The organism is Traorella sp. mt218, assembly GCF_055420025.1.
On sequence record NZ_JBVAYM010000003.1, the window covers coordinates 21939 to 46243 of the forward strand.

Below are 24305 nucleotides of genomic sequence, written 5' to 3' on the forward strand. Positions count from 1 at the left end.
AATCAAAGCTCCCACTGATGATCTTTTTCATGCAGATTTGAATCATAGAAAGCCGTACAGGCATGGATCATATGTTCAATATCCTCAACACCCGCACACTCCACACTGGAATGCATCGCTAACTGTGCACAGCCGATATCCACGCTTTTGATCGATACATGGGAAGTCGAGATATTTCCTAAAGTAGATCCCCCACGCACATCACTGCGGTTGACGAAAAATTGATAAGGAATTTCATGCTTCCGGCATATTTCTGTAAACAAAGCCACTGAAACCGCATCACTGGTATATTGCTGATTGGCATTTGATTTGATCACCACGCCCTCATTCATATACACTGCATTATTTGCATCATAAAATTCAGGATGATTACAATGCAAAGCATGGGCATTATCGACACTTAACATCATCGAATGAACAAGGGACATCAGATATTCTTCATACGTATAATTCAGACTCTTTTGAATCCTTCTCATTACATCCTCCAAAAAGGAAGAATCAGCTCCCTGCTTCGTATTGCTTCCTACCTCTTCATTATCAAAAGCCGCAAAGATATTGACACGACGCTCATTCGTTGAATTTAAAAAAGCAATTAAAGTTGCATAAACACTTTCCAGATTATCAATTTTAGGACTTGAGAAAAATTCATTCTGCAATCCGAATACCTTTCCCTTTTCATCAATGACCAAATAAAGATCACTGCTGATATAATCCTCTTCACGTATATTTAGATCTTCACAGATCCTCTTCTTCAACGCTCCCTTTTTCAAGGTCGAACTAAAAAGAGGCATCATATCATTTTGCGGATTATAGACATAGCCGTCATTAAGCTTACGATTCATATGGATCGCAACATTAGGAATAGTACAAACCGCTGTTTTAGAATCATATAAAACCTCTTCAACCTTTCCATTACGACGGATACAGACCCTGCCTGCCAGACGCAACGGACGATCAAGCCACGTATTCATGATCATGCCTCCATATCCTTCAACATTGCCCTTTAAGACATGATTGGCCTCTACTTCTCCATTAACCTTTAATTTAAAGGTCGGTGAATCCGTATGTGAGGCACAAATATTAAATGCCAGATCATCCATATATTTTCCGATCGTAAATGCAATCACGGATGAATGATTACGTGTAACGATATAGCTTTTCCCTTTTTCAAGCTGCCATCTTTCCCCTTCGCTCAATTCAATAAAATTAACACATTTTTTCTTCACATTCTCTACCGCATGAAACATGCTTGATGAGTCATGAATAAATGTCAAGCATTCTTCTATATGTTTCATCAAATCACCTCCTCAACATTGTATCATAATTCAAAAGAAAATGAGCGAAGAAATCACTCATTTACATTTTCTATGATCGGGCATTTTTCATGCTCCTGCTTTTTTACTTCTTTGATGCTTGCAGCTAATCCATAAGCCACCTCATCATCCCCGATATCCTTTACCACAACGCTATTTGCTCCGATCTGGACATTATTTCCGATCGTGATATTTCCCAATACGCTGGCGTTGCAGCCGACCATGACATGATTTTTCAAGGTAGGATGACGCTTGGCCCTTTCTTTCCCATTACCACCTAAGGTGACTCCGTGATACAAGAGGCAGTCATCACCGATCACTGTTGTTTCACCGATCACACAACCGGTTCCATGGTCAATGATCAACCCTTTGCCAATCGTGGCCCCCGGATGAATTTCAATATTTGTCCAAAACCGTCCCATCTGTCCGAATAAGCGAGCTACGAAATACCATTTATGCGTATAGAAGAAATGACCGATCCGATAATGAATCAGCGCATTGATATGCGGATATAAAAGCAATACTTCAAGCTTGCTTTTGGCGGCAGGATCAACTTCCATGACCCGGTTTAAATTGTAATTTAATAATGAAAACCAATTCATACTCTCACATCCTTTTATTTATATTATATGATATGAGAAAAAGATGCAAATGGTGTGACTTATGAACCATGAAAATAAAAAAATTCCCTTTTATTCTGCCCAACAAGAGAGTTGAAATTCAAATCAAACAAAAGTATACTTAAAGGGAATAAAGAAAGAAGGTACATAAAATGAAAGAATTTACTCCGGAAAGCTTCCGTTTAGACGGCAAGGTCGCTTTAGTTACGGGCGCTTCTTATGGAATTGGTTTTGCGATTGCCAGTGGTTTTGCGAGATCAGGTGCTACAATCGCATTTAATGATATCAATCAGGAATTGGTTGACAAAGGTTTAAAAGCTTATAAAGAAGCCGGTATTGAAGCCCATGGCTATGTATGTGATGTCACTGATGAAAAAGCCGTTCAGGGGCTTGTGAAAAAAATTGAAGAAGAAATAGGTGTCATTGATATTCTTGTCAATAATGCCGGTATCATCAAGCGTATCCCAATGATCGAAATGAGTGCTGATGATTTCCGTAAAGTGGTTGATATTGACTTAAATGGACCATTTATCGTGTCCAAGGCAGTTATTCCTTCCATGATCAAAAAAGGACATGGAAAGATCATCAACATCTGTTCCATGATGAGTGAGCTTGGCCGTGAAACCGTATCTGCCTATGCTGCTGCCAAGGGCGGATTAAAAATGTTAACCAGAAATATTGCTTCTGAATACGGTGAATACAATATTCAATGTAACGGTATCGGTCCGGGATACATCGAAACACCTCAGACCGCACCTTTACGAACAGAAGGTCATCCATTCAATAAGTTCATCATTTCGAAGACACCGGCAGCTCGATGGGGCACTACCAAAGATCTGATGGGACCAGCCGTATTCCTTGCTTCTGATGCCAGCAATTTTGTCAACGGACATATTCTCTATGTCGATGGCGGTATCTTGGCATATATCGGCAAACAGCCACAATAAAATTTGTCCAGTAGCAATACTGGACTTTTTTTCTTTTACGGCCAACAAACCACTTTGGATCCAATACATATTTTTATTTAGAAACACCGATATAAAGAATTTTATAAACTTCATGAATCTGCGGTGGCTGACTTTATTTGATACTGCCATAATAAACAGCTACTTCATCTCCAACAGTAAAATCTATCAAGTCATCTTTAATTTCCACATCAAGCGAAACCATAACACTTGAATAATCTTTATATAAATCATCATCTTCATTTACGTCAATAACGATATATTCATCACTTGTTTCAGAAACAACTCCCTTGACACACAATTCATCATCAATATCATTGACGTCCTTTTTACGCAAGTGATTACGATCAACACTGACATGATTTTTTTCATAATTTTTCTCCTAAATTCCATTATATTATAATCAATATAAAACAACATAATTATGACTCTGTACTTCTTACTTCCAAACCCATTTTTATTTTATCATAAAACATCCTCCTGTGCTGTTCACAGGAGGATCATCATTTCTATTCATAAATAATGAAAAAATAAACATTTTCATTATTTTTTTGGGAAAAATGACCATTTCATGGATATAAAATAGTAGGTGCCATAAATAAAAGGAGGGAGTACCATGACACCTGTATTTTTTGTATGGAGGGATTACAGATGGGTTTTGAACCTTTCATTCTTCTCCAACTACTCTATGAGAATATGATAGTTGTGAAAGAATGCTGGCGTTTGATCATGCTGTATATCAGTCTGATCAGTCGATAAGCTGTGATCCTCCCTCCTAAATGAAACCCCAGTGTTGCAGCACTGGGGTTTCCTATTTGTATGGAGTTCATCCGTTATTATTCTAGCATATCTTTTCCTACTTGTCGATATCATTTCATTTTAAGTTTCAGCTTTTTTCCGCTTCAGGTAATCCTATTGCTTTAGATTTTCACCAAACGGCTATGAGGGCTCCTTTCATATTTTCAATTCAATTGACTCTTTCTACCCACTTGGAACAGCAATTGCGTAATTTCAGGAAAATCGGAAGAATCAAAGCCCATAAATTTTTCATTATTTAAAATTATGTCATTGATGCTCCTTTTTCCATTTTTTAATCGCCTCAAGCCTTATTTGATATTTCTGTTCCAATCCTTGATTCGATGGATGATAATATTCTCGATCTTTCAATGAATCAGGAAGGCACTGCATATTGGTAAGTTTCTCTTTGGTATTATGCGCATACTGATAATCCTTACCGTAATTGAGCTCCTTCATCAGTTTGGTAGGGGCATTGCGGATAATTAGAGGAACCGGTTCTGCCAGATGATTCAAGGCATCTTTTTTGGCGTTCTCATAGGCTGTATATAAAGCATTCGATTTAGGAGCCAAAGCCATATAGATGACTGCTTCGCTAAGATTCACCGTACACTCAGGCATACCGATCAGATGAGCGGCCTGATAAGCAGCAACCGCCACCTCTAAAGCTCTTGGATCTGACAATCCCACATCTTCGCTGGCAAAACGGATGACTCTACGAGCGATATATAAAGGATCTTCCCCTGCTTCTAACATTCTTGCCAGCCAATAGACTGCTGCATCCGGATCAGAATTGCGCATGGACTTATGTAAAGCTGAAATAAGATTATAGTGTTCTTCACCGGTCTTATCATAAAGCAATGATTTTCGGGAAATGCATTGTTCCAATATTTCCATGGAAATATGAATACCATCTTCATCCATATCACCATTTAATATCACCATTTCTAACGTTGATAATGCCGTACGGGCATCCCCATTCGCAAATGTCGCAATCATTTTCAACATATCTTCGGATATATCTACTTTTTGACTGCCAAAACCTCTTTCATCATGAATGGCTCTCTTTAAAAGAGAAACGACTTCATCAATCGTTAACGCCTGTAAGACAAAGACCTTACATCTTGATAATAAAGCCGCATTGATTTCAAAGGAGGGATTCTCTGTCGTAGCACCGATAAGAATGATACTGCCTTTTTCCACAAAAGGCAGAAAGGCATCCTGCTGCGCCTTGTTAAAACGATGAATTTCATCAACGAACAAGATCGTCCGCTCCCCAAAACGACGGTTTTCCTCTGCTCTTTGCATGACGCCGCGAATCTCTTTGATACCACTGGTAACCGCTGAAAAGTCAATAAAGGCACTTTTGGTCTGATTGGCAATGATACGAGCCAGCGTCGTCTTTCCGACACCCGGAGGTCCCCAAAAGATCATCGAAGAGATCTGATCGCTTTCAATGAGCCTTCTTAACATCTTACCTTCACCTAACAAATGCGTCTGTCCTACGAATTCCTGTAAATTTCTTGGACGCATTCTTGACGCTAAAGGAGCGCTTTGATCTTTTTCAAATAAGCTTGCCTGTTCCACACAATCACCTCCTGCATGATATGAAAATATCTTTGATAGATAACAACCACATGAATGAGATATTTTATATTCATATTATATCATATCATATCTTACAATGATACCATCACTAAAACTTCCTTAAACAAATTCATCATTTATTCCACATGTAGAAAATCATAAACAAAAATGGAAATAGCAAGCTATTTCCATAACGGTTCAGGATAACATCCCTTTTTATATAAAGAAGCAATACCTTCCTTCACACTTTCTTTATCTTCCTGATAAGTCACACCATACCATTTATCATGACTTTCCAGCATCTTCACATCACATTTATGTTCCCTTAACAATTCACCAACGACATTCGGAATATAAAATTCACCCTTCATCGGATCATCTTCCAATACCTGCTGGAACTCTTTAAACTTCTGGGTGATCTCATCAATGATATCCGGTGTAAATGCCCACATATTCATCGAAACAAGCGTATCAGGATCAATATCCTGCCATTCATTATCTAAGAAAAGCTGTACCTTGCCATCACGCTTTTCAATCTTCGTACGCTCGATCACATTCACAAGCTTCCCATTTTCTACGATACACTGTCCGCGAGCCACGCTGCCATGATCCGTCAATGTATTACGGAGCACATAGCCGACCATCGCATAATGATGGGCACAGGCTTCATTATTTAAAAAATCATACAATGTCTTGAAACAGCTCTGTCCATAGTAATCATCTGAATTGATGACAGCAAACGGACCATCCAAAACATCCTTACAGCAATACAGTGCATGTGCCGTACCCAGTGGCTTTTCTCTGCCTTCAGGCACCTTAAAGCCTTCCGGAACACAGGCAAAATCCTGAAATACATATTCACAATGTACCTGTTTGGAAAGCTTATCACCGATAGCTTCCTTAAACTCTTTTTCAATCGCTTTTTTAATGATAAATACGACCTTGTCAAACCCTGCCTGAATAGCATCATACACCGATAATTCTAAGATGACTTCTCCATTAGGTCCGATAGGATCGATCTGTTTCAAGCCGCCGTAACGGCTTCCCATGCCTGCGGCCAAAACAACTAAAGTTGTACTCATTTCTACTACCTTCCTTTACTAGAAAATAATATCATAAGTTAACACTTTTGTCATTGATAAATCATGACTTTATTAAGTAATCAGTTAAAGAGCTTGCTGATCTCATTGATCAAAATCGTACTGATCGACAAACCAAATACAAGGATCCATTGCATGAAAGTCAATGGGACCGTCTTAAGAATGATATTCATGAAAGGAAGCTGACAGACAAAAATCTGAAGAATGATCCCCATTACCACGGTCAGCAACAGCCATCGGTTCTTAAAAAAACCAATCTTAAACATGGATGCATGAATCTGCCGGCAATTCAGGGAATGAAACATCTGTGAAAGCGAAAGCACCATGAAAGCCATGCTCTGACCACATAAATCACTCGTTTGAATCCCAATCCTGAAAGCAACCAGGGAAATCGTACCAATAAACAATCCGTTACATATCACAAAAATCAGACCGCCATGCGCAAACAGGCTCTCACTTGTCGGTTTAGGTTTCTGTTTCATGACCTGCTTTTCATCAGCTTCCACCCCTAATGCCAATGCCGGAAATGCATCGGTCACCAGATTTGTCCATAAAAGCTGAATCGCACATAACGGCGGTACATATTGCGTCATAAAAAGACTTGCGAAAAATAAGGTCATGATCTCTCCCAAGTTACAGGAAAGCAGATAGAAGACACTTTTCTGGATCTTTAAATAGATATTTCTTCCGGCTTCGATCGCTTTCACGATGGTCGTAAAATGATCATCCATCAAGACGATATCACTCACGCTCTTACAAACATCACTGCCCCCTTTACCCATGGCAATACCGATATCTGCTTTTTTTAAAGCCGGTGCATCATTGACCCCATCTCCGCTCATTGCAACGATTTTGCCTTCTTTTTGATAGGCCTCTACCAGTCTTACCTTATGAGAAGGAGAAACACGTGCAAAGATCTTGATCGTTTTGATCTTATTTTTCAACTGGATATCACTGCATGCATCAATATCATGACCGCTCATGATTTCTTTTTCATCACCGACAAGTCCGCATTCCTTACCGATCGCAAAAGCGGTCTTCAAAGAATCACCGGTGATCATCACCACTTCGATACCGGCCTGATGACACCTTTCAATCGCATCCTTCACTTCTTCTTTTACAGGATCCTTTAAACCAACAAGACCTAAAAAGGTAGCCTCACTTTCATAATCGCGATTCGTCAATGGGCTTTTCTTCATACATAAGCCAAAAACTCTCAATGCCTGATTTTCCATGATCGCACAGGCCTCCAGACATCGCTTGCGCTCATATTCTCCTAAAGGAATCCTTCGATTATGAACCATGATAAAAGAACATTGTTTAAGGATATGTTCCAAGGAGCCTTTAGAAAATACATATTGATCCTGATCTTTCTGATGGACGGTACTCATTTTCTTACGCACAGAATCAAAAGGAATCTCATCAATACGCAAATATTCACAATTGATGTCAGAAATTGACAGACGAGGCAAGACATATTCCACAAGTGCCTTTTCGCTGGAATCACCGACAAGGACATCACCGATCGCTACATTTTGGGCACAGGCCATACAGACAAGTCCCATGAGAGGTACTTCCTGATCAAATTCATGATTAAAATACGTATGAACGACGCTCATCTTATTTTGTGTCAACGTTCCTGTTTTGTCCGAACAAATGATATTGACAGAGCCCAGGGTTTCAACGGCACTCAGCTTCCGCACGATGGCTTTATTCTTCGACATCATGCTGACACCCATTGACTGCACGATGGTAACAACTGCCGGCAGACCTTCCGGAATAGCAGCAACCGCTAAAGAAATCGCCAATAATAACATTTCCAGAAAATTCTTGCCCTTTGAAAGGCTGACCATCAGCATGATCACACAAATAACAACGGCCAGCAGGCCTAACATCTTACCAAGCTGATTCATTCTTTTCTGAAGAGGTGTCATTTCGCTGTTATCTTCATTCAAAAGATTTGCGATCTTCCCCATTTCACTATTCATTCCACAGCTTACGGCAATTCCCTTGCCTCTGCCACTGGTAACATATGTAGACATAAAGACCATATTATGCTGATCACTTAATGCTGTTTTCTCCTTAGAACGATAAAATTCATTTTTCGAAACATTATGACTTTCACCGCTCAGCAAGCTTTCATCCATCATCAATCGTGTCGTGCTTACAAGCCGGATATCGCAAGGAATACAATCTCCTGCTTCAAATTCGATCACATCCCCAACTACCACTTCTCTTGTTTCAATAAGCATGACGCCGCTATCTCGCACGACCTTACAGGTCGGCTGCATCATCGCCTGCAATGCTTCCAAGGCTTTCTCGCTTTTTACTAACTGAAAAGCACCGATTCCCGCATTCAGCAGTACCACCAGACAAATGATCAAGGCATCGATCACTTCTCTTAACAAAAGCGATAAAACTGCCCCTACAAGCAAGATATACACCATCGGATCCTTAAACTGTTCCAAAAAGATCATCAATAACGTTTTCTTCTTTACACTGACAATTTCATTATAACCATCACTTTTTAATCGCTTCATCGCTTCCTGATGCGATAAACCATGCTGTATGCTCGTATTAAAAAGCAATTCAACTTCTTTTATGCTGTATTCGTCCATGACTCACTCTCCCCTAGCAATTTATGAGAGAAAATCATCTCTTAGAACCCTTGATGCGGAAAGTTGAAAACGATCATATTGAATATTACCTGTAAAATGTTAAAATGGAAATACATGAATATTTTTAAAAGTTAGGAGATGATCATTTGTTTTCGGAAATAGAATTTATCAAAAAACACCCTATCACCCTCATGACACCTCTTGCTAAAGGATGGTCAAAGGATCAAAAGTACATCCTTACTTCTTCTGATAAAAATCATTTTTTGCTAAGAATCTCTGACAAAAAATTATACGACAAAAAGAAAAAACAGTTTGAAACATTAAAACACCTGGAAAAATTAAATATTTACTGTTCATGCCCTTTAGAATTTGGAACACTGACAAACAGAGATGTTTATATCCTTTTATCTTATTTAGAAGGAATTGATGGTAAAGAAGCCATCAAAGCACTCACTGATGAAAAAGCCTATCTGTTAGGAATAGAAGCAGGACAGGCACTAAAAAAGCTTCATTCCATTGAAATACCCAAGCAAGAAGATTCATGGTGGGAAAAATATGAAATAAAAGTAGATAAAAGAATCACGAAATTATTAAATTGTGAATATAGAATTCCCATGCAGGATGAAATCATTCAGTATTATAAAAATCATTGCTTTTTAATGAAAAACAGACCTTTATGTTTTACCCATGGTGACTATCATCTGGGAAATATGATCGTTCATAACGGAAAAATAGGTATCATTGATTTTGACAAAAAATCAAATAGCTGATCCTTATGATGATTTTAAACCTTTTTACTGGAATGTAATGGAAAGTGAATATTTTGAAACAGGACTGATCAACGGTTATTTCGACAATAAAATACCTGATGATTTCTTCCCTGTTTTAAAATACTATACCTCTGAAAGTCTGATCACTTATTTACCATGGGCAATGACATTTGGCGAGGAAGAAATCAAGACAGCTCGAAAATTGGCGGATCTTCAAATGCTCTGGTATGACCATTTTAAACTTGAAATACCTACTTGGTATAAAGGGATCATTACAAAATTTAACTGTTAGATATATTTAAAAAAGGAAAGAAAATGGCAAGCAGAATCAGGTATCAATATATAAACAGTCTGGAGGTGAGCATATGATGAAATATATCGCACTATTAAGAGGAATCAATATAAGTGGTAAAAATAAAATCTCAATGAATGAATTAAAATCAGAATTACAAAAATATAAATATCAAAACATATCTACTTATCTAAATAGCGGTAACATTATTTTTGAAAGTGAAATCGATCATAAAGAATCTATCATGCAAGACATTTATAAAATCATAAAAGATAAATTTCATCTTGAAATACCTGTCTTTATCATGACTGCATCTGAACTTAAAGATACACTCGTCAACGCTCCTGACTGGTGGGGGACTGATAACAGGGAAATCTATGATAATTTAATTTTCATCATACCACCTGTGACTTATGATGATGTATATAGTGTTCTGGGAAACCCGAATGAATATGAGAAAATACAAGAATATAAAAACCACATCTTTTGGTCTTATCGTTTAAAAGATTATCGGAAAACAAACTGGTGGAGCAGAACTGCAAGTACAGATATCCGTCATTCAATAACGATAAGAACTGCAACTACCATGAGAAAGATATTTGAAATATGTAATAGATAAATATTTAGATTTATAAGTGATGAGGAGATATTATGAAAAAGAAATTAATGATCGTCATGATGATTTTGACTTTATCTGGATGTAGTAAATCGGATGAAATCCCCTATGAAGCCGGTGATAATGAAATAGCACTGCAAATACAATTAGATATTAAAGAAGATATCGGCTTGCTTATCGTAGATTATGAAGCAAATGATTCCAGTGGCAGCGGCGGTACATCAAATGCAGATAAATCACTGTTAAAACATGATGAATTACTTATTTACACGTTGGATAAACAAAATTTCAAAAATCCAAGCGATGTTGAAAATCTGTCGATACAATTTTCAATCATCACTGAATATGTAGATCCTAATTATGAAAATATATATCCGGAAGAATACACAAAAGAAATGGATGCAATTGCTTTGCATGCGAAATTTGGTGAATCTTATTATATTACGATTACCGGGGATAAGATAAATGGATATGAAGCGGTATTAGAAAAATAATTCTTTATTTATAAAGCCGGATATTAGAAATCCATATAAGACAGATCAGTATTTACGGATGAATAAATTCTACTTCTGATGGGTGTTATAAAATAAGCTTGTAAGATATGATGATGACGAAAGGAGCAATATATGGATCAAGAAAAAATAGGAAAATTTATTGCACAATGTCGTAAAAATAAGAATCTTACACAATCAGAATTTGCCAAACAATTAGGAGTTACTGATAAATCAGTTTCAAAATGGGAAAACGGTCACTGTTTACCAGATGCTTCATTGTATGAGCCTTTATGTCATCTTTTAGATATTTCAATCAATGAATTATTTGCCGGTCAAAAGATTGCTGATGAAGATTATAAGAAATGTGCGGATGAAAATCTATTGGCTTTGTTGAAATATCAATTATATAATTTAAGTGATAAAAGTATTTCTTTTAATGAATTTGATCATTCACTGCATCGAATTTCTGAAATAGCCGTATTATTAAATTCATTTAAAACTAAGGATGATGCCATTAATTATTTAGTGGAAGAAACACATCTTTCACTAGAAGAATGTACGAATGCATATAATATTTATATAAATTTATATAAAATAAATAAGTAGAAATCAACTTCTTTTCACATATTAAAACAACGCTGTCGTTTGATACAACAGCGTTTTATTATTTATTTATTCATAAAGAATTTAGGGAAAATCTCAGGTTCGCTCTTTTCAACATGACTTCCTGACGTATTTGTCTTTGAAGCTTTTGGTGCTTCATAGGATTCACGTGCATACGTTGGTTCAGATGTCTTATCCACAGCATCAAATCCTGTCGCAATGACCGTAACGATGACCGCATCACCTAAGTTTTCATTGATTGCAATACCATAGATCGTATCGATTTCACCACCGCAGGCTTCCGCAATCACGCTGCGTGCATCTTCCGCATCATAAAGCGTCGTGCTGGCACCACCTGTCAGGTTGATGATGGCATTGGTAGCACCTGAAACCTTTGTTTCCAGGAGCGGTGACTGAATGGCTTTTTCCGCAGCTTCCTTCGCCTTGTCTTCACCTTCGGCCATACCTACACCGATGACACAGGTTCCCTGATTGGACATGATGGCCTTAACATCCGCAAAGTCAAGGTTGACCAAAGCCGGCACCGCAATCAGATCGGTGATTGTCTGCACACCCTGGCGCAATACGTTATCAGCCGCTTCAAAAGCTTCACTGATTGGTTTTCTGCCCATGATCTCCAAGAGATTGTTGTTTGATACAACGATCAGTGAATCCACATATTCCTTTAATTCCGCAAGTCCTTTATTGGCCTGCTCCGTTTTCTTTTTTCCTTCAAAAGTGAAAGGTTTCGTAACGATACCGACCGTCAAAGCTCCTTCTTCTCTTGCAATCTTCGCAAATACAGGGGCTGCTCCGGTACCTGTTCCGCCACCAAGACCGGCCGTGATAAAGACCATATCGCTGCCTTTGATCGCTTCACGGATTTCTTCAACGCTTTCTTCCGCAGCTGCTTTACCGATTTCAGGATTTCCTCCGGCACCGAGTCCTCCTGTCAATTCTCTGCCTAACACGATCTTATTCGCAACCGGTGAAATTGCTAAGACCTGTGCATCCGTATTACATACATAAAAATCTACACCCCGCACGCCTTCCTTAGCCATGCGATTAACGGCATTGCCACCGCCGCCGCCAACTCCAAATACTTTGATTTTAGCAACCTGTCTGAAATCTAATTCTCCCATAACTTTTCTCCTTTTATTTTTCATTCATGATGATGCTCATGAGCTTTTTTGTAAATCCGCTTTCTTCTGTGTTCTTTCCTTTTACTACCTTCAGCGAGTCATCGATCAATCGATCATCCGCAGCCTGTAATCGGTTATTACGTATCATATTGATTTCTTTCCACGCATAAAACATACCAAGCGTACATGTCAATGCACAATCACGCCCGCCTATCGTCTGTGGAACATAGATCATTGCTTTTTCATCAATTTGACTGACAACCTCATCCATGCCTCTGACTTCACAGCCTTCACCTGTCAAGATCACCTGACATGAGCCGCCTTCCATCATTGGCTGACATGCATTCTTCATCAGCTCCAGCCACCTGTTTGCAGGCTCCTTCACTGCCTCATGCAGCTCTTTCAGAGAAATCGTTCTCTCCTGATTGCCGTTTGCCCATAAAAACACCGGCACATTTGGATAATCCTTTTCCTTCAAGACCGCATTCTCAGTTAATAAACGCACGCAGACTTCTCTTTTTAACCCTGTCATATTGGTCAATGGCGTCAACCATTCTCCATATCCTTCATAAAGTACCTCACTGTTCAACAGTTTACCATGTGAGAATAAAGATAATGTCGTTGTCTGTCTTTCCAAATCAATCAAAACAATATAATTTCCGACTGCCTGTTCGAACAAGGCAGCTTCTTCGCCAATCGCATATGCATCTAAACAAATATCCAGAATTTCCAGATTTGCCTTCTCGATCACATTGGCATAAGCATATAATGTATTCTTATCACAATAAAACAGATCCAGATCAATTGAAAAAAGATCACATTCTTCATTCAAAGGCATCTTTCTTGAAGTAATGCCATTTACGACATACTTGATACCACCGATATTCACCAGCTCCAGATTTTCATCGTGACTGCTCACAACGACCTCATTGATCCCTCTTTGGATATCTGACAGCTGGATCTTGTCACCCTTTACAGAAACATTTACCTTTCCGTTCAATTTTTTCATGTTGACACATGGAACTGCCAACAAAACTCTTTCTATCTTATAGCCTAATATTTTAGAAGCATTTTCACATGCCTTCATCAAAGCATTGACGATCGTACCCTCATGCACGATCTTCTGATTCTCAATGCCATTGTGCCGTACTCTTTCTACTCTAAGGATATTTAAGTGATTTTCATGAAACTCGCCAACGACGAGCCTTACTTCGTGATCAGCAATCTCAACACTTGCATGAACCTGTTTTTGCGCCACAAAAATACCTCCTAACTGCTTTCCTTATTATAATAACATAATTTGAAGTACATAAAAATAGATTTTGATGTTTTTTTCAACGATTTTTTCAAATAATTGGAAGTGTTTTCCTTTAGGAAGAAAGATTACAAAAACCCCTTGTTGACTTTAAAACAAGATATGATAGAATAGGAAAACAACGAGGTGATAACATGCTGCTAGAAGAATTTGACCCATCAAAAAGTGCTGTCATCGATCCGGCAAAAACAGTTGAGAAAATCAAAGATTTTCCACCCATTACGATCTCAGTTTTCTCAAAGACACTTTTTGAAGAAGTATTGGACCTTCTTGAACATAAAGAAATAGCTTATAATACGTCATGTAACGGAGAAAATCCTATCTATGAGATCACTTATAAGGGACATAAATTTTCTTTCTACAAGTCTTATGTCGGTGCCCCGATGTGTGTAGGTGATTATGAAGAAGTACACCAGATGGGCAGTGAAGTTCTGATCCTTTTAGGAAACTGCGGTGTCCTGGATAAGTCCATCGAAGATTGCGGCATCATCATTCCAACCAGTGCTTTGCGTGACGAAGGAACAAGCTATCATTATGCTTCCGCAAGCGATACGATTCAAGTCAATAAAAAATATATTCCTGAATTTAAAAAGATCTGTGAAGAGAGCACTTATCCTTATATTGAAGGCAGATGCTGGACAACCGATGCTTTTTATCGTGAAACCAGAGATAAGGTCAATCGAAGAAAGGCACAGGGAGCGATCTGTGTGGAAATGGAATGTGCGGCGATGCAGGCTATGTGTGATTTCAGGGGCATTGACTTTTTCCAGTATTTTTATGCCGGTGATAATTTGGATCACAGTGACTGGGATCCACGTTCGTTAAGCGGACATGCGAAATTGGATGAAAAAGTGAAGATTGTCTTTCTTGCATTCGAATTAGCCTTAAAAATCGCTGAAAATCGCTAAAATTTATACTTGCAAATTAGGTTAGATAATGGTATAGTAATAAAGCAAATTATGGACAAGTAAGTCGAAAGGAGGGTTTACGTTATGTCAAGAGTTTGTGCAATTTCTGGTAAAGGCCCTTTAACAGGGAATAAACGTTCTCACTCATTGCGTGCTACTCGTCGTAAATGGAATGTGAATTTACAAAAAGTAAAAGTGGTAGTAGATGGTAAGCCTCAAAAGATGCGTATTTCTGCTCGCGCACTGAGAACATTAAAGAAACAGGGTATGTAATCCTGTTTTTTTGTTTATGGTCATGATTCAAGAAAATATTTACAAAATTAAAAATACTTTACCAGAAAATGTTCGTTTAATTGCCGTCAGCAAAACTTATCCCCGCAATTGTATCGATGAAGCCATCCAGGCCGGACAGCTTGACTTTGGTGAAAACAAGGTACAGGAGCTGCTTGAAAAATATCGGCCTGATGAAGATATACGCTGGCATATGATCGGTCACTTACAGACAAATAAAGTGAAATATATCGTAGATAAGGTCGTTCTGATTCATTCTGTTGATTCGCTTCATTTATTGGAAACCATTGAAAAGGAAGCTCAAAAAAAAGATATCATCGTCAATGTCTTGTTGCAGGTAAACCTTGCTCATGAAGAAACGAAGTTTGGTTTTGATGAAGATGAATTAGAGGATGTCTTGGCACATGCTTATAAGCATGTCATGATCAAAGGGCTGATGGTCATCGGTCCGAATACGGATGATGAAAAGAGAATTGAAGAAGTCTTTTGTAAGGCAGAACAGTTAAAAAATAAATATCACTTTCAAGAATTATCCATGGGTATGAGCCATGATTACGAGATTGCACTGCGCCATGGAACAACGATGGTACGTATCGGAAGCGATATTTTCGGAAAACGTGATTATTCAAAATAATTCCAAATTAAAGGATGGGCTGACCCATCCTTTAATTTTCTTTTTGTACGGTTTCATCTACATAGGTTTCATCAGATAAAGATTCACTGACGACCTCCAGATCGCTTCGATATGTTTTAAAAGACTCGATAGCTTCTTCATCTGTCTTTTCATCACCATACAGACTGATACGTGATATCGTCAAGAAATCCGGACCCAGATCCACTTCTTCCCGGCTGCTGATATTATTGATCCGGACATAATAATATTCCGTAACGGTTTCGCTGCGTGACGTATAATCTTCCGTCACATTCGTACGATATACATAATAAGCCGTTCCTTCGTGATAATAACTGTTATAGGAATAATAAACACCGATCTGATCACAACTGTTGATCACGATCGTAACCGGTCCAAAGACACTTTGTGCAGTTTCTTCGATATCCTTTCTTAAAGCTGTTTCTGCCGCCTGTGCAAATTGTGAGGATACATCCTCAGGAATATCTGCAAACGTACGATATACGACCTCTAAGCCTTCCACTGTAAACTCTTTTTGCGGATTGACTACTTCGATCTTGCTTCCTTTTGCGGTTTCTTCACTATATATAGCTTTCAAGACGATGGTATCTCCATTTGACAGAGAACCGTTATTTTCCACTTCGTAAGAAACACCATTGACAAAAGTAACAAAATTTGGATTGTTTTGATCATAATCGACATTGCAGCTCACATTGGCATAGCCTTCTCCCGATACCCCGCTATATGTCAGTTCACAGCTTGAAGTAAGATCGATCGGCGTTTTCTTCAGACTGAAATAAACACTTACGGCAACGATCACCACGACCACACAAGCAAGAGTGATACCGCCATAGCGTATCGTCTTTTTCCCTTTCTCAGTAGCATAGTAAGCTTTCCATTTTTCAGAAAGCTTATTGGCTTTCCTGCTTGCGGCATCCATCGCCATAGAGGCTTTTTCCTTGGCCATTTCCCCTAACTGTTCAGCATCCTCTTTCACCGCTGATACATCCAGTTCCTCAGTCTTCCTGACAAACAAAAGATAACCGGCTGTGACACCCTGAGCAATTTCACTGGCAACAAAGAGAAACAGCATCGTTCCTAAGCTGCTTAAACCGCCAAGTCCAAAAAGCGCCATAAAATTGCCATTCAATAACTGATACAGCGCATGTACTCCGGAAAAACTCAAAAGTCCCATCAAAGAACTGAATAAGCTCAGACCCCCTAAAATCTTGACCGTGATCTCATGATCCTTGACATAAAACAAACGGAAAGCCAGACAAGCCGTCAACAAAAGTGAAACGATCAAATCCAGATAAAAAAGAACACACATGAATTTAAGCAGTGACAATACATTCCCCAGATCATCCAAGCTTGTGACATTTCCTCCGGCAGAGAGATACAAGATCCCCAAAATGATGGCCACTATGCCAATCACCAGATTCCCGAAATAAACATTTTTACGCGTCAAATATAATTTCAACTTTTCCATCATATCCTATCCACCTCACTTTTAATATATTATATCACATATTTCAATTCCAAAATATGCTTTATTCTTTACTTTCTGCCGCATCAATGGCCGATATCACAGCTCCCCGGAAACCATCTCTCTCCAAAGATGCGACCCCTTTGATCGTTGTACCGTTAGGTGAGCATACCCGGTCCTTCATGATTCCCGGGTGCGTTTCTGTTTCCAGATAAAGCTTTCCTGTCCCATAGATCATCTGAGCAACCATGCGATAAGCAGCCTGCCGCGTCAGACCATGCTTAACGGCTGCATCTGCCAACGCTTCCATATACATCGCCGTATAAGCCGGCGTACAGCCGCAAATCGTACCGGCAATCGACAATTGTGATGTATCTGCTTCTTCAATCAAGGCTATCGGTTCAAATATCTGACAGAAAATCCGATATTCTTCCTCGCTTAAATTATGACGATTTTCACATATAAGGATACCGGCCCCTACCTCAATAGGAGTATTCGGACTTGTGCTGATATGATGAACCTCCTTTGGAAGCAGCTTTTCATATTTATCAAATGTATAACCGGCAGCCACCGATACGACGATCTTACCGATCAGCGCATGAGCAAGCGCTCCTACAACCTCTTCAATCTGATAAGGCTTAACGGCAATGATGACCATGTCAGCAGCCCGCACGACATCAGCAGCACTTTCACAAGCCACGACACCCAGCTGTTTTGCGTTATGAACCAGTTTGTCATAATGCCTGGCACAAGCATAGATATTTTGAGGACTGACTACGTTTTCCTTGATCAGCCCTTTGGCCATCGCCTGTGCCATATTTCCATAACCAATAAATCCAATTGAAATCTTATTCATCCTCACTCCTCCTTCAATACTAAAATATTACCATATTTTTAAAAAAAAAGACGATGAATCATGAAGATTCCATCGCCCTGGCTATCTGAGCCTGTTTCCTGACAAGTAACTTTTCATCATAGGAATATGTATAAAGCGTACGCATCAGCCAGATTGATATAATCAGACCAATTGCGATAAAAATGATCATTCCTGTCATATTCCATGAAATCGGAAGTACAGAAATCGTAGAAAATAAGGTACGCGCATCACGAAGCTGTCGGATCCTTTTAGCCTGACTGCATTGATGTCTTTGTGCAATATCCGCAAGATTGGTCAGCAGCTGATAATGAAGATAGAGTGATAACGCTAAAAAGAAGATCGTAAGGAAAGATTGATCGATCATCACGCCAAATGCTGAAAGCAGCCATGAAATCAGCTCATAGCCAATCAACAAGATCGTTAAGGATCTTAAAAGCATGACACTTTTCTCATAAACCGCTATCGTTTCCAATGTATTATAAATCATCCAATAAGCGATCCAATGCGGAATACATTCAATTGTTCCTAATTTAAATGAAAAGAAAAGTATCAGATAAGAAACAGCAATTCTGCTGACTGCCTTTGGATATTCATTCATAATGATCCTCCTTTAGATCTAAGATGACCTCTTCCACCGTTTCCCAATTGATCCTGACACGATAATCAAAGATATCAGGAAGTCCCATCTCGATCTCAGATGAGCTTTCATGAACATCACTGGTATGATACATCTCGATCGTACGATCCCAGTTTTCATCGATGGCATAAGCCCTTATGCTGCCATCGCTTCCAATAAAAGTACAAGGATTTTGCGGACATGTCGGATAACGAACAACATCTTTATCCGCCTTGTCAACCATGGCCGATTCGATCCTGTAATAATCAAAATCATCTCCGGTATAGGTATATTTAATCTTCATCGTCTGATAGCTTCTTTCAAAAATGGCATTCGCATTCGGTTTTGTCGAATAAAAACCCATATTGAAGTAGTCTGTTTCATTTTGAACGATGTAGGTCCGATGAACGCTGATATCTGTTTCACCGTTTTCTAATTCCATATGATATGTACCATATGCCGGGGCATCCCAATGGATATTTCTGATTTGTGAAAAAGGGTCACTGCGATCCAGTTCATACTGTTCGACCTTTCCGTTTTGTTGTACCTTCCAGCCGATTTCTTTTGTAAGTTTGATCGGTACATAGGTGCTGGTAATGAAATCATTTGAATCATCCGTGAAGACCAAAAATCCTTCGATCACATGATCTGCCGTTTCCTTCAAATTTAACACACGATACAAGGCTTCATTCGGATAAGAAATGCTCACTTCAGGAAGATCATCCAGAACAGAAAGATATTCACTTTGTAAAGAAGATGGCATCACAGCCATGATATACGCATCATTATTGGTTAACAGACCTTTCGCATAATAATCAATCGCACCTGCGACACTCGGCATGGTCATCAGACGCGTACTTGCCAAAGAAAGCTGCTGACCAAAATCACTCGTATTCGCTTCGATCATCGTAACAGAGGAACCGCTTCCTAAAACAAGCGGCAGCAAGAGGATCCCGATACACACAGAAACCAGCCCCATTCCCTTTGGATATTTTTTGAAGCGGGTGATGGCTTCGATCCTTTTTTTGATTTGCCCGGCACCGTTTGAGATCGATGTCGTAGCGAAGGCATGGGGATATTTCTCATTGGTCATTGCCAATAAGATCCGTCCATAATCACGCCTTTCTTCTCCCTGTATATGTTCCAATACCCGCTGATCACATAACGCTTCTAAATCATTTGAAATCGTATGAAAGACATAATGAAGAAACGGATTGCACCAGTGAAGACATTTCAAGATGGACCATATGACATTCTGCAAAGAATCTTTATAACGTACATGAAGCAATTCATGAAGAAGGATCTTGTCATCAATCTCTTCTTGAGGAAGGACCAGCACAGGCTTGAAAATACCGAATACAAAGGCAGAGGAAAGCCCTTCAACAACGACCGCCTTACATGGTGAAAGCTGATAGCGATGCGCAACATCCCCGATCTGTTTCTTTACTCTCTCATTGACAGGTTCAGCTTTATGAAGCAGTTTTTTTAATGAAAGGTAGTCTTTCAGATACTTGATCATTCCTGATAAAATGCCCGCAGCATAAATCACAAACAGGACATCCGTTATACTGGATGGAAATGAAGTGAAATACGGGAAAACAGACGTATTGATCACAGCGACATAAGCCTGTGTATAAGACGAATGTAAATGACTTTCACATATCGTCTTAACAGCTTCTATGAACACATCCAAAAGTGGTATCAGATAAGTGCCAAACAGCCCGGCAGGAAGTAAGATCGACAAAATCAATATGCTCCAGATTCCATATTGCCAGCGGGGTGAGAGCTTATCTTTCAATAAATGCTTCAGAATTAAAAGCAGGATAGCTAGAAGAGAAACTTCCAATGTCTGGATCAAAAATCCCCATATGTTTCTCATACCTACACCTCCATGTCATCAAGAAGCTGGCTGAGCCTTTTCTTTTCTTCTGAAGTTATTTTATTCTCTTTCAAAAAAGCGGCAATCAGATCTCCCACAGAACCTCTTTCAACCTTTTTGATCAACAGCTCCCGTTCGGCCTTTAAACATGTATCACGTGAGATCAAAGGTGCATAGCGATGCGGTTCCTGTTCTCGTTTGATTGTTACAAGTCCCTTCTTTTCCATCCTTGTCAGATAAGTCAGCACCGTATTACGATTCCAATTCTTCTTGGAACGCAGCGCTTCTACGATTTCTCCCAAAGAAGACTCCTTTTGTTTCCAAAGAACATCCATGACGCGCCATTCAGCTTCAGTTAATTTCATCCCTTCACCTCCTACACTTGTAGTATCTACTTATATACTACAAGTGTAGTATGTATTTGTCAACAGATATTAAAAAAACTGATGATTTTACTTTCATCAGTTCTGAATTTCTTTGATATATTCAATTTTCCCATTCATCCAGTAAATCATGTATCGTCTTTTGAATATCTGCATTGATACCTACGGACCTTTCATTCAGTGAGGCAGGTATGAACGCTTCATTCAGATTGAAACGGATCAATGAGAAGTTTTTATGTTCACGTGCCATTTTCTCAAAAGGAAAACGAATGATAACAGGTGTATTGAAGCCTACGCCCAGCTCCAGTAAAACGACTTTCTTATGTTTATTTCTTTTTAAGAAATCATGATATCTTTGTGCCTGCCGATGCCAATGCTCATCTTCCACAAAAGTATCATCACATCGCAGGTGCATGGCCATCACGCCTCCACAAACGGGACAGTGGGGCACCATATAGGAAGGAATCTCACAATCTTTTCTTGCCTGATCCATCCGGATGAACAATTCCCTCGCATCATAAACTTTTGGATGACAGCCTTTGGCACACTGGATCTCTCCATAGTCACCCTGTGTCGCAAAGACATCTTCATCCTTAAAGCCGACCTTGTAAAATTGATGATCCACATTGGTCGTGATCACAAAAACTTCTTTTTCTTTTACTAGCGTATATATTTGTTGGTACAGCTGCATTGCTTCTGGTAAGATACGGTTGATCATGCTGTGTTTTGACCAATATCCCCATTTTGCCTCTTCACTTGGAAACGGATAAAATCCGGCACTGTACATATCGCTCATATATGGAGAATGATATTTATCAATAAATTCCTGAAAATTATCGGTAAAACGTTTGCCCCCATAAGCAAGACCTGCAGCAGTTGATAATCCTGCTCCGGCTCCAATCAGAATGGCACCGGCTTCTTTGATCATGTTTACGGCCTTTTTGATCTGTTTATCATGATCTTCTTTTTGATTGATGTAATCTGATGCCGGTGTAGTGCTTAATAATGTCTGCCAATTCATCGAATCACTCCTTTAATAATTTTTCATAAATTTCTCTATCCTCATCCTTAAATACATTGAAGATCACCTGTTTTAATTGAGATGAAGACAAATACTTCCGGACCGTATCCACTGCGATCACAGCAGCTTTTTCATGCGGGAAACGAAAGACGCCGGTTGAGATACAACAGAATGCAAGGGAATCCAGGTGCATTTCATCCGCTTTTTTCAGGCAGTTCAAGTAACACATCCTCAATAACTTTTCATGACGCTTTGTCAGTGCAGAAGATACGACAGGGCCTACCGTATGGAATACATACTGACTCGGCAGATTATAGGCCGGGGTTACTTTTACTTGTCCAACCGGTTCTAAATAGCCCTGTTTTTTCATCAGCTCTTCACATGTCAAACGTAAGCGTACGCCTGCGAAAGTATGGACGGCATTATCGATGCAGTGATGATTCGCTACAAAACAACCCAACATCTGCTCGTTGGCAGCATTGACGATCGCATCCGCCTTTAAACGTGTGATATCCCCCTGCCATAAAACAATCCGCTGATCACTTTTGATTTCCACGATTTTCTTTTTTTGAAGCAGTTCTTGTAAATATTCATCTTCAATTTCCAGATATTCCTCATCGATCGGCATCGGCTTGCGCACATTGACCAGAGCACGGTACAGATCAAAACCATAGTCCTTTTTATCTGCTTTTTGATGGCGCTCCATGAGCAAATGATCGATCAAATATTCTTCTCTTTCCTTCTGATTCATCCTATCACCTCTAAATTCTTACGATCGCCTGTTGAAAACAGACCTCAACACATTTGGCACAATGCAAACAATGCTTCTGAATGATCTTAACAGGCGTTTGCGTGATATCAATACATTTCTGCGGACAGACATCATAACATTTCAAACAGCCGATACAGCTGTCAAGAACCTGATATCGGCCCTTTGGCAATGGCCGCTGATACGAAAATGGAATACGTATGAGGGGTTTTTGGCTCAGATCAAAATATTCACCCTGATAATCTTCAAACCGGAAGACTTCTAAGACATCTCTGGCCTCCTCATTCGGATAGATGTCTTTCATATACTCATTTTCTTCAAAAATTTCTTTCAGCTTTTCATGTCTTATATTTTTTACCTTTCCCTGTAAAGAAATGGCCACAGATGAGAGGGTATCCTCTCCTTTGAGCCCTGTTAACGCAACATACGGATGCGCCATCAAACGCTCATAAAATGATTTGCCCCGAGCTGTCAGAAAATAAAGGGTATCATCCTCATATAACATCAGATCAATGGCACAGGTCATCGGATGATGATGTTCATTTATGGTTGCCATGATGACGGTATGTATCTTTTTTTGTAAGATCGTTAATATATCACTTGTTTTCATAAAAGTGTTTTCTACATCATTCTGATTTTTATTCATCATCACTTTCCTTCTTTCATATAAGAATTGATAGTTGTAATATTATTTATTACATCTAAAGGATATCACTCCTTTGTTGTAATGTCAATAGTTACATCAAGAAAATAAAAAAACCGGCTCTATGTCCGGTCATTACCAAGTATCTTATCTAAATCTTTTTTCACATCAGCCAGTGTCATGGAAGCCAGTTCATCCTCCATCACCTGTTGGACATGTTCAAGTCTTTCATCCAATATTGAATGCATATTGCGTCCTACTGGACATGTTGGATTAGGATTTTCATGAAAATGAAACAGTCCCTTGCTTTCAACACATTCAACCGCTTTATAAATATCTAAAAAAGTAATCTTATCTAAAGGCTTTGAAATCTCAACCCCTCCGCTTCCCCGATGTACCTGTACCAATCCCGCTTTTTTTAACTGACCTAATATCTTACGGATAATGACCGGATTGACCTGTACGCTGGAAGCCAGAAATTCACTTGTTATCTTTTCATTCTTAAACGTATCGATACAACAAAAGATATGGATCGCTATTGTAAATCGGCTGGATATCTGCATATGCTCAC

General features: G+C 39.1%; 26 protein-coding genes. 9 read left to right on the top strand and 17 right to left on the bottom strand.

Going from position 1 to position 24305, the window contains the following annotated elements; genetic code table 11:
- Positions 1 to 2: 2 nt before the first annotated feature.
- Positions 3 to 1295, bottom strand: a complete 1293-nt coding sequence (locus ACZYT3_RS02160) for a M18 family aminopeptidase (RefSeq protein WP_464087520.1) — start codon at positions 1293 to 1295, stop codon at positions 3 to 5.
- Between the two features lie 53 nt (positions 1296 to 1348).
- Positions 1349 to 1915 carry a serine O-acetyltransferase EpsC gene (gene epsC / locus ACZYT3_RS02165; RefSeq protein WP_294562071.1) on the bottom strand — a complete coding sequence of 189 codons (567 nt, stop codon included), beginning with the start codon at positions 1913 to 1915 and terminating at the stop codon, positions 1349 to 1351.
- A 170-nt stretch (positions 1916 to 2085) separates the two neighbouring features.
- On the opposite strand from epsC, the gene ACZYT3_RS02170 reads away from it, so the two are divergent.
- Complete coding sequence (locus ACZYT3_RS02170; protein ID WP_464087521.1) at positions 2086 to 2880, top strand: gluconate 5-dehydrogenase; 795 nt, start codon at positions 2086 to 2088, stop codon at positions 2878 to 2880.
- 133 nt (positions 2881 to 3013) lie between these two features.
- On the opposite strand, the gene ACZYT3_RS02175 is transcribed toward ACZYT3_RS02170, so the two are convergent.
- From ACZYT3_RS02175 to ACZYT3_RS02190, 4 genes are all read right to left on the bottom strand, one after another.
- Complete coding sequence (locus ACZYT3_RS02175) at positions 3014 to 3235, bottom strand: hypothetical protein (protein WP_464087522.1); 222 nt, start codon at positions 3233 to 3235, stop codon at positions 3014 to 3016.
- A 728-nt stretch (positions 3236 to 3963) separates the two neighbouring features.
- The gene (locus ACZYT3_RS02180; protein WP_464087523.1) at positions 3964 to 5280 is read right to left on the bottom strand and encodes a replication-associated recombination protein A; all 1317 of its coding nucleotides are present in this window, start codon (positions 5278 to 5280) and stop codon (positions 3964 to 3966) included.
- 182 nt (positions 5281 to 5462) lie between these two features.
- Positions 5463 to 6362, bottom strand: a complete 900-nt coding sequence (locus ACZYT3_RS02185) for a nucleotidyltransferase family protein (RefSeq protein ID WP_464087524.1) — start codon at positions 6360 to 6362, stop codon at positions 5463 to 5465.
- Between the two features lie 80 nt (positions 6363 to 6442).
- Entirely contained in the window at positions 6443 to 8998 is a 2556-nt protein-coding gene (locus ACZYT3_RS02190) for a calcium-translocating P-type ATPase, PMCA-type (RefSeq protein ID WP_464087525.1), read from the bottom strand.
- Positions 8999 to 9144: 146 nt separating this feature from the next.
- On the opposite strand from ACZYT3_RS02190, the gene ACZYT3_RS02195 reads away from it, so the two are divergent.
- The 5 genes from ACZYT3_RS02195 (at position 9145) to ACZYT3_RS02215 (ending at position 11776) form a co-directional block, all read left to right on the top strand.
- A complete protein-coding gene (locus ACZYT3_RS02195) occupies positions 9145 to 9768 on the top strand; it encodes an aminoglycoside phosphotransferase family protein (RefSeq protein ID WP_464087526.1) in 624 nt (207 codons plus the stop codon).
- On the top strand, positions 9746 to 10060 hold the full coding sequence (locus tag ACZYT3_RS02200; protein WP_464087527.1) for a hypothetical protein: 315 nt from the start codon (positions 9746 to 9748) through the stop codon (positions 10058 to 10060). The genes ACZYT3_RS02195 and ACZYT3_RS02200 overlap by 23 nt, the downstream gene beginning before the upstream one ends.
- A gap of 73 nt (positions 10061 to 10133) precedes the next feature.
- Positions 10134 to 10679 carry a DUF1697 domain-containing protein gene (locus ACZYT3_RS02205; protein WP_464087528.1) on the top strand — a complete coding sequence of 182 codons (546 nt, stop codon included), beginning with the start codon at positions 10134 to 10136 and terminating at the stop codon, positions 10677 to 10679.
- 32 nt (positions 10680 to 10711) lie between these two features.
- Positions 10712 to 11170, top strand: coding sequence for a hypothetical protein (locus ACZYT3_RS02210; RefSeq protein ID WP_464087529.1), 459 nt, complete (start codon positions 10712 to 10714; stop codon positions 11168 to 11170).
- Between the two features lie 132 nt (positions 11171 to 11302).
- The gene (locus tag ACZYT3_RS02215; RefSeq protein ID WP_294561902.1) at positions 11303 to 11776 is read left to right on the top strand and encodes a helix-turn-helix domain-containing protein; all 474 of its coding nucleotides are present in this window, start codon (positions 11303 to 11305) and stop codon (positions 11774 to 11776) included.
- A gap of 62 nt (positions 11777 to 11838) precedes the next feature.
- Here ACZYT3_RS02215 and ftsZ read toward each other — a convergent pair whose 3' ends face one another.
- Complete coding sequence (gene ftsZ / locus ACZYT3_RS02220) at positions 11839 to 12915, bottom strand: cell division protein FtsZ (protein ID WP_294561901.1); 1077 nt, start codon at positions 12913 to 12915, stop codon at positions 11839 to 11841.
- A gap of 13 nt (positions 12916 to 12928) precedes the next feature.
- The gene (locus ACZYT3_RS02225; protein ID WP_464087530.1) at positions 12929 to 14173 is read right to left on the bottom strand and encodes a cell division protein FtsA; all 1245 of its coding nucleotides are present in this window, start codon (positions 14171 to 14173) and stop codon (positions 12929 to 12931) included.
- A 191-nt stretch (positions 14174 to 14364) separates the two neighbouring features.
- Between ACZYT3_RS02225 and ACZYT3_RS02230 the strand changes: the two genes are divergently transcribed.
- The 3 genes from ACZYT3_RS02230 to ACZYT3_RS02240 all read left to right on the top strand — a co-directional run bounded on the left by ACZYT3_RS02230 (position 14365) and on the right by ACZYT3_RS02240 (position 16063).
- The gene (locus ACZYT3_RS02230; RefSeq protein ID WP_294561899.1) at positions 14365 to 15138 is read left to right on the top strand and encodes a nucleoside phosphorylase; all 774 of its coding nucleotides are present in this window, start codon (positions 14365 to 14367) and stop codon (positions 15136 to 15138) included.
- An 84-nt stretch (positions 15139 to 15222) separates the two neighbouring features.
- Positions 15223 to 15411, top strand: coding sequence for a 50S ribosomal protein L28 (gene rpmB / locus ACZYT3_RS02235; RefSeq protein WP_071442063.1), 189 nt, complete (start codon positions 15223 to 15225; stop codon positions 15409 to 15411).
- Between the two features lie 22 nt (positions 15412 to 15433).
- Positions 15434 to 16063: a YggS family pyridoxal phosphate-dependent enzyme gene (locus ACZYT3_RS02240; protein ID WP_464087531.1), complete on the top strand. Its 630-nt coding sequence runs from the start codon at positions 15434 to 15436 to the stop codon at positions 16061 to 16063.
- A 31-nt stretch (positions 16064 to 16094) separates the two neighbouring features.
- Here the strand turns inward: ACZYT3_RS02240 and ACZYT3_RS02245 are convergent, their stop codons facing one another.
- The 9 genes from ACZYT3_RS02245 to ACZYT3_RS02285 form a co-directional block, all read right to left on the bottom strand.
- Complete coding sequence (locus ACZYT3_RS02245; RefSeq protein ID WP_464087532.1) at positions 16095 to 17552, bottom strand: hypothetical protein; 1458 nt, start codon at positions 17550 to 17552, stop codon at positions 16095 to 16097.
- Positions 17553 to 17610: 58 nt separating this feature from the next.
- Complete coding sequence (gene proC, locus ACZYT3_RS02250) at positions 17611 to 18402, bottom strand: pyrroline-5-carboxylate reductase (protein WP_294561488.1); 792 nt, start codon at positions 18400 to 18402, stop codon at positions 17611 to 17613.
- A 58-nt stretch (positions 18403 to 18460) separates the two neighbouring features.
- Positions 18461 to 19021 carry a hypothetical protein gene (locus ACZYT3_RS02255; RefSeq protein WP_464087533.1) on the bottom strand — a complete coding sequence of 187 codons (561 nt, stop codon included), beginning with the start codon at positions 19019 to 19021 and terminating at the stop codon, positions 18461 to 18463.
- Positions 19014 to 20918: a M56 family metallopeptidase gene (locus ACZYT3_RS02260; RefSeq protein ID WP_464087534.1), complete on the bottom strand. Its 1905-nt coding sequence runs from the start codon at positions 20916 to 20918 to the stop codon at positions 19014 to 19016. Before ACZYT3_RS02260 ends, ACZYT3_RS02255 begins: the two co-directional genes overlap by 8 nt.
- Positions 20919 to 20920: 2 nt before the next feature.
- Positions 20921 to 21283 carry a BlaI/MecI/CopY family transcriptional regulator gene (locus tag ACZYT3_RS02265; protein WP_464087535.1) on the bottom strand — a complete coding sequence of 121 codons (363 nt, stop codon included), beginning with the start codon at positions 21281 to 21283 and terminating at the stop codon, positions 20921 to 20923.
- A 121-nt stretch (positions 21284 to 21404) separates the two neighbouring features.
- Complete coding sequence (locus tag ACZYT3_RS02270; protein WP_464087536.1) at positions 21405 to 22322, bottom strand: SIR2 family NAD-dependent protein deacylase; 918 nt, start codon at positions 22320 to 22322, stop codon at positions 21405 to 21407.
- A 4-nt stretch (positions 22323 to 22326) separates the two neighbouring features.
- Positions 22327 to 23073, bottom strand: a complete 747-nt coding sequence (locus tag ACZYT3_RS02275; protein ID WP_464087537.1) for a protein-ADP-ribose hydrolase — start codon at positions 23071 to 23073, stop codon at positions 22327 to 22329.
- 10 nt (positions 23074 to 23083) lie between these two features.
- Positions 23084 to 23740: a pyridoxamine 5'-phosphate oxidase family protein gene (locus ACZYT3_RS02280; protein WP_464087538.1), complete on the bottom strand. Its 657-nt coding sequence runs from the start codon at positions 23738 to 23740 to the stop codon at positions 23084 to 23086.
- Positions 23741 to 23856: 116 nt separating this feature from the next.
- On the bottom strand, positions 23857 to 24297 hold the full coding sequence (locus tag ACZYT3_RS02285) for an Rrf2 family transcriptional regulator (protein WP_464087539.1): 441 nt from the start codon (positions 24295 to 24297) through the stop codon (positions 23857 to 23859).
- Positions 24298 to 24305 lie beyond the last annotated feature (8 nt).

Coding starts and splice junctions, on each gene's coding strand:
- rpmB (WP_071442063.1), top strand. CDS start 15,223: ATGTCAAGAGTTTGTGCAATTTCTGGTAAAGGCCCTTTAACAGGGAAT.
- ACZYT3_RS02230 (WP_294561899.1), top strand. CDS start 14,365: ATGCTGCTAGAAGAATTTGACCCATCAAAAAGTGCTGTCATCGATCCG.
- ACZYT3_RS02240 (WP_464087531.1), top strand. CDS start 15,434: ATGATTCAAGAAAATATTTACAAAATTAAAAATACTTTACCAGAAAAT.
- ACZYT3_RS02270 (WP_464087536.1), bottom strand. CDS start 22,322: ATGAATTGGCAGACATTATTAAGCACTACACCGGCATCAGATTACATC.
- ACZYT3_RS02245 (WP_464087532.1), bottom strand. CDS start 17,552: ATGATGGAAAAGTTGAAATTATATTTGACGCGTAAAAATGTTTATTTC.
- ACZYT3_RS02170 (WP_464087521.1), top strand. CDS start 2,086: ATGAAAGAATTTACTCCGGAAAGCTTCCGTTTAGACGGCAAGGTCGCT.
- ftsZ (WP_294561901.1), bottom strand. CDS start 12,915: ATGGGAGAATTAGATTTCAGACAGGTTGCTAAAATCAAAGTATTTGGA.
- ACZYT3_RS02185 (WP_464087524.1), bottom strand. CDS start 6,362: ATGAGTACAACTTTAGTTGTTTTGGCCGCAGGCATGGGAAGCCGTTAC.
- ACZYT3_RS02215 (WP_294561902.1), top strand. CDS start 11,303: ATGGATCAAGAAAAAATAGGAAAATTTATTGCACAATGTCGTAAAAAT.
- ACZYT3_RS02255 (WP_464087533.1), bottom strand. CDS start 19,021: ATGAATGAATATCCAAAGGCAGTCAGCAGAATTGCTGTTTCTTATCTG.
- ACZYT3_RS02275 (WP_464087537.1), bottom strand. CDS start 23,073: ATGAATCAGAAGGAAAGAGAAGAATATTTGATCGATCATTTGCTCATG.
- ACZYT3_RS02190 (WP_464087525.1), bottom strand. CDS start 8,998: ATGGACGAATACAGCATAAAAGAAGTTGAATTGCTTTTTAATACGAGC.
- epsC (WP_294562071.1), bottom strand. CDS start 1,915: ATGAATTGGTTTTCATTATTAAATTACAATTTAAACCGGGTCATGGAA.
- ACZYT3_RS02260 (WP_464087534.1), bottom strand. CDS start 20,918: ATGAGAAACATATGGGGATTTTTGATCCAGACATTGGAAGTTTCTCTT.
- ACZYT3_RS02285 (WP_464087539.1), bottom strand. CDS start 24,297: ATGCAGATATCCAGCCGATTTACAATAGCGATCCATATCTTTTGTTGT.
- proC (WP_294561488.1), bottom strand. CDS start 18,402: ATGAATAAGATTTCAATTGGATTTATTGGTTATGGAAATATGGCACAG.
- ACZYT3_RS02210 (WP_464087529.1), top strand. CDS start 10,712: ATGAAAAAGAAATTAATGATCGTCATGATGATTTTGACTTTATCTGGA.
- ACZYT3_RS02205 (WP_464087528.1), top strand. CDS start 10,134: ATGATGAAATATATCGCACTATTAAGAGGAATCAATATAAGTGGTAAA.
- ACZYT3_RS02160 (WP_464087520.1), bottom strand. CDS start 1,295: ATGAAACATATAGAAGAATGCTTGACATTTATTCATGACTCATCAAGC.
- ACZYT3_RS02280 (WP_464087538.1), bottom strand. CDS start 23,740: ATGATGAATAAAAATCAGAATGATGTAGAAAACACTTTTATGAAAACA.
- ACZYT3_RS02265 (WP_464087535.1), bottom strand. CDS start 21,283: ATGAAATTAACTGAAGCTGAATGGCGCGTCATGGATGTTCTTTGGAAA.